5 protein-coding genes are annotated in these 4,582 nt (G+C 62.5%); all 5 read left to right on the forward strand.

What is annotated here, in order from left to right; all coding sequences use genetic code 11:
- A partial coding sequence (locus EN984_RS23650) for an aldehyde dehydrogenase family protein (protein ID WP_127383981.1) occupies window positions 1–217 on the forward strand: 217 nt, incomplete at its 5' end.
- A gap of 57 nt (window positions 218–274) precedes the next feature.
- Window positions 275–1,528 carry an ABC transporter substrate-binding protein gene (locus EN984_RS23655; RefSeq protein ID WP_127267247.1) on the forward strand — a complete coding sequence of 418 codons (1,254 nt, stop codon included), beginning with the start codon at window positions 275–277 and terminating at the stop codon, window positions 1,526–1,528.
- 102 nt (window positions 1,529–1,630) lie between these two features.
- Entirely contained in the window at window positions 1,631–2,587 is a 957-nt protein-coding gene (locus EN984_RS23660) for a sugar ABC transporter permease (RefSeq protein ID WP_127267248.1), read from the forward strand.
- Window positions 2,584–3,528, forward strand: coding sequence for a carbohydrate ABC transporter permease (locus EN984_RS23665; RefSeq protein ID WP_127272642.1), 945 nt, complete (start codon window positions 2,584–2,586; stop codon window positions 3,526–3,528). Before EN984_RS23660 ends, EN984_RS23665 begins: the two co-directional genes overlap by 4 nt.
- Window positions 3,529–3,532: 4 nt before the next feature.
- The coding region (locus EN984_RS23670) for an ABC transporter ATP-binding protein (protein WP_164765600.1) at window positions 3,533–4,582 on the forward strand (1,050 nt) is incomplete at its 3' end.

Here is a 4,582-nt window from a genome sequence, read left to right on the forward strand (position 1 = left end):
CGCCAGCATCGACACTTGCATGTCGGTCGCGCGTGGAGTGCGTTCGGGAACCGTTTGGGTGAACACATTCATGGAAGGTTATCCCGAGCTGCCTTTCGGAGGCTACAAGCAGTCCGGTCTCGGACGCGAACTCGGCAAACGCGCCGTCGAGGACTATACCGAGGAAAAGACAATTCAGTTTCATCGCGGCCAGCGCACCGGATGGTGGGTCGGCTGAGTTGAGAAGAACCCGGTGGGCTTCACCGGTCGTGTAATGCAACAAGGGAGGAAGTACATGTTGCGCAAACTGCTTATCGGAACGGCTCTCGCGTCGGGCCTGGCTTTCGCGGCCCACGCCGAGGACGTCAAGGAAGTGCAGATGCTGCATTGGTGGACGTCGGGCGGCGAAGCGGCTGCTCTCAACGTCCTTAAAGGCGATCTGGCCAAGGAAGGCTATGCCTGGAAGGACGTGCCGGTGGCCGGCGGCGGCGGCGATGCCGCCATGACCGCGCTGAAGGCGATGGTCGCGGCCGGCAATTATCCGACCGCCTCGCAGATGCTCGGCTATACCGTGCTCGACTACGCCGCTGCCGGCGTCATGGGCGACCTGACCGAAACGGCGAAGAAGGAAGGCTGGGACAAGTCCGTTCCGGCGGCCCTGCAGAAGTTCTCGGTCTATGACGGCAAGTGGGTCGCGGCGCCGGTCAACGTTCACTCGGTCAACTGGCTGTGGATCAACAAGGCCGTCCTGGACAAGATCGGCGGCACCGAGCCGAAGACCTTCGACGACTTCGTTGCCCTGCTCGACAAGGCCAAGGCGGCAGGCGTGATCCCGCTCGCTCTCGGCGGCCAGAACTGGCAGGAAGCCACCATGTTCGACTCCGTCGTGCTGTCGACTGGCGGACCCGAGTTCTACAAGAAGGCCTTCAACGACCTCGATGACGAATCGCTGAAGTCCGACACGATGAAGAAGTCGTTCGACAATTTGGCCAAGCTCGTCACCTATGTCGACCCCAACTTCTCCGGCCGCGACTGGAACCTTGCCACCGCCATGGTCATCAAGGGCGACGCCCTGGTGCAGGTCATGGGTGACTGGGCCAAGGGCGAGTTCAACGCCGCCAAGAAAACGCCGGGCACCGACTTCCTTTGCTATCGCTTCCCGGGCACCGACGGCTCGGTGATCTACAACTCCGACATGTTCGGCATGTTCAACGTTCCGGACGACCGCAAGGCCGCCCAGGTCGCGCTGGCCACCGCCACCCTGTCGAAGAGCTTCCAGTCGGCCTTCAACGTCGTCAAGGGTTCGGTTCCGGCCCGTACCGACGTTCCGGACACCGACTTCGACGCTTGCGGCAAGAAGGGCATCGCCGATCTGAAGGCGGCCAACGAAGGCGGCACGCTGTTCGGCTCGCTGGCCCAGGGCTATGGCGCGCCTCCGGCGGTCGCCAATGCCTATAAGGATGTCGTCTCCAAATTCGTCCATGGTCAGATCAAGACCTCGGACGAGGCCGTGACCGAGCTGGTCAAGGCAATCGACGACGCCAAGTAAGCGCCACGCGCCAAAAACCCTTCCCCGCTCCGGCGGGGAAGGCCCAGATCCGCGAACTTGGATCCGCGAAGCTGGTTGGCCGCGAGTCGACGGGAGGAGCCCATGAGCACGGTAGCGACAAGCCAGATCAAGCTGACGCCGGAGCATGCGCGGCCACGCGCCTCGGTGCGCTCACGCCTGCAGGACGCATTGCCGAAGATCGTGCTGGCGCCCAGCTTCGCCATCACCATCGTCTTCGTCTACGGCTTCATCCTGTGGACGATCTATCTGTCCTTCACCAATTCCAAGACCTTCCCGTCCTATGTCCTGACCGGCTCGCGCGCCTATCAGCGGCTGTGGGGCTGGACCTTCGACACCGACCCGCCGTCGAGCTGGTACACGTCGATCACCAATATGGGTATTTTCGGCTTTCTCTACATCGCCATCTGCCTAGCGCTCGGCCTGTTCCTGGCCATCCTGCTCGACCAGAAGATCCGCGGCGAAGGCATGTTGAGGCCGATCTATCTCTACCCGATGGCGCTGTCCTTCATCGTCACCGGCGTCGCCTGGAAATGGTTTCTCGATCCCGGCCTCGGCCTCGAGCAGACCTTGCATCAATGGGGCTGGACGAGCTTCCATTTCGACTGGATCAAGAACAAGGATTTCGTCATCTACACGGTGGTCATTGCCGGCGTCTGGCAGGCCTCCGGCTTCATCATGGCGATGTTCCTGGCCGGCCTGCGCGGCATCGACGGCGAGATCATGAAGGCGGCGCAGATCGACGGCGCCACCACCTTCCAGCTCTACCGCCGCATCGTCATCCCGCTGCTGCGGCCGATCTTCCTGTCGGCTTTCATCGTGCTCGCGCATCTCGCCATCAAGTCCTACGATCTCGTGGTCGCACTGACCAGCGGCGGGCCCGGTGGATCGGCCTGGCTGCCGTCCAACTTCATGTATGAGTACACGTTCAAGCGCAACGAAATGGCCGTCGGCTCGGCCAGTGCGGTGATCATGCTGATGACCATCGTCGCAATCATCGTGCCCTATCTCTATTCGGAACTGCGGGAGAAGCCGCGATGAGCGCCTTCACCACTCCCGCCCGCCAGGCCTCCGGCGGCGTCAACGCCAGGGTCATCAACCGCATCGTCATCTACGGGCTGCTGGCGCTGTTTGCGCTATTTTATCTGATGCCGCTGTTCGTCATGCTGGTGACCTCGTTCAAGACCATGGACGAGATCCAGAACGGCAACATGCTGGCGCTGCCCAGGGCACCGACCTTCGATCCCTGGCTGAAGGCCTGGGGCGAGACCTGCGTCGGCCTCACCTGCGCCGGCATCAAGGGCTATTTCTGGAACTCCATCAAGATGGTGGTCCCGGCTGTGCTGATCTCGACGATGCTCGGCGCGCTCAACGGCTACGTGCTGACCAAATGGCGTTTCCGCGGCGCAACGCTGGTGTTCGGGCTGATGCTGTTCGCCTGCTTCATTCCGTTCCAGTCGGTGCTGCTGCCGATGGCGACCATCCTCGGCAGCCTCGGCCGCTTCGGCGTCACGCTGCAGAATGCAACGGGAACCAGCTTTGGGCTCGGCAATCCGACCGTCAATCTGGTTTTCGTCCACGTCGTCTACGGCATCGGCTTCACCACGCTGTTCTTCCGCAACTACTACGAGGCGTTCCCCACCGAACTGGTCAAGGCGGCACAGGTCGACGGCGCATCCTTCTTCCAGATCTTCCGCCGCATCATGCTGCCGAACTCGATGCCGATCTTCGTCGTCACCGTTATCTATCAGTTCACCAACATCTGGAACGACTTCCTGTTCGCCTCGGCTTACGCCGGCACTGGCGACGCGATGCCTATGACGGTGGCGCTCAACAACGTCGTCAACACGTCGACCGGCGTCGTCGAATACAACGTCAACATGGCCGCCGCGATGATCGCGGCACTGCCCACCCTTCTCGTCTATGTGCTCGCCGGCCGCTATTTCGTGCGCGGTCTGATGGCGGGCGCCGTCAAAGGATAATCCGATGGCTTTTCTGGAAATTGATGGTTTGAGGAAGCGCTTCGGCCAGGTCGAGATCCTGAAGGGGATCGATGTCGAGCTCGAGAAAGGCGGCTTCCTGGTGCTGGTCGGCCCTTCCGGCTGCGGCAAGTCGACCTTGCTCAACACCATCGCCGGCCTGGAGACGATCACCTCGGGCGAAATCCGGGTCGACGGCCGCACCATCAACGATCTGCATCCTTCCAAGCGCGACATCGCCATGGTTTTCCAGAGCTACGCGCTCTACCCCAACATGACGGTGGCCGGAAACATCTCCTTCGGCATGGAGATGCGCGGCGTGCCGGCGGCGGAGCGCCAGAAGGCCATCGACAAGGTGGCCAAGGTGCTGCAGATCGGCCACCTCTTGCAGCGCAAGCCGAGCCAGCTTTCCGGCGGCCAGCGCCAGCGCGTCGCCATGGGCCGGGCGCTGGTGCGCGACCCAAAACTGTTCCTGTTCGACGAGCCCTTGTCCAACCTCGACGCCAAGCTGCGTGTTGACATGCGCATCGAAATCAAGCGCCTGCATGCCACCACCGGCACCACCATCGTCTACGTCACACACGACCAGATCGAGGCGATGACGCTGGCCACCAAGATCGCGGTCATGCGCGATGGCGAGGTGCAGCAGTTCGGTACGCCGGCCGAAATTTACAACAACCCGAGCAATCTCTTCGTCGCCGATTTCATGGGCTCGCCGGCGATGAACCTGATCCCGGCGACGATCGGCACGTCAGGCAACGCGCTGTCCGTCGTGCTGCAGCGCGAAGCACGAGAGCCGATCTCGCTGCCGATGGCCAATGCACCGGCCGGCCTGTCGGCATTCCAGGGCAAACCGATCATCTTCGGTGTCCGCCCCGAAGCCCTGACCGATCCGGAAGGTGCCGAGCGCAACGCCTCGCACATCGCAACCGCCGACTGTCACATCGAGGTCGTCGAACCGGCCGGCTCGGACACTTTCGCCGTCACCAATCTCGGCGGCAAGGGCGTGGTGGCGCGGCTGCGCGCCGACGCCAACATCCAGCCGGGCACCAACACG

The organism is Mesorhizobium sp. M7A.F.Ca.CA.004.12.1.1, assembly GCF_003997835.1.
Taxonomy (GTDB): Bacteria; Pseudomonadota; Alphaproteobacteria; order Rhizobiales; family Rhizobiaceae; genus Mesorhizobium.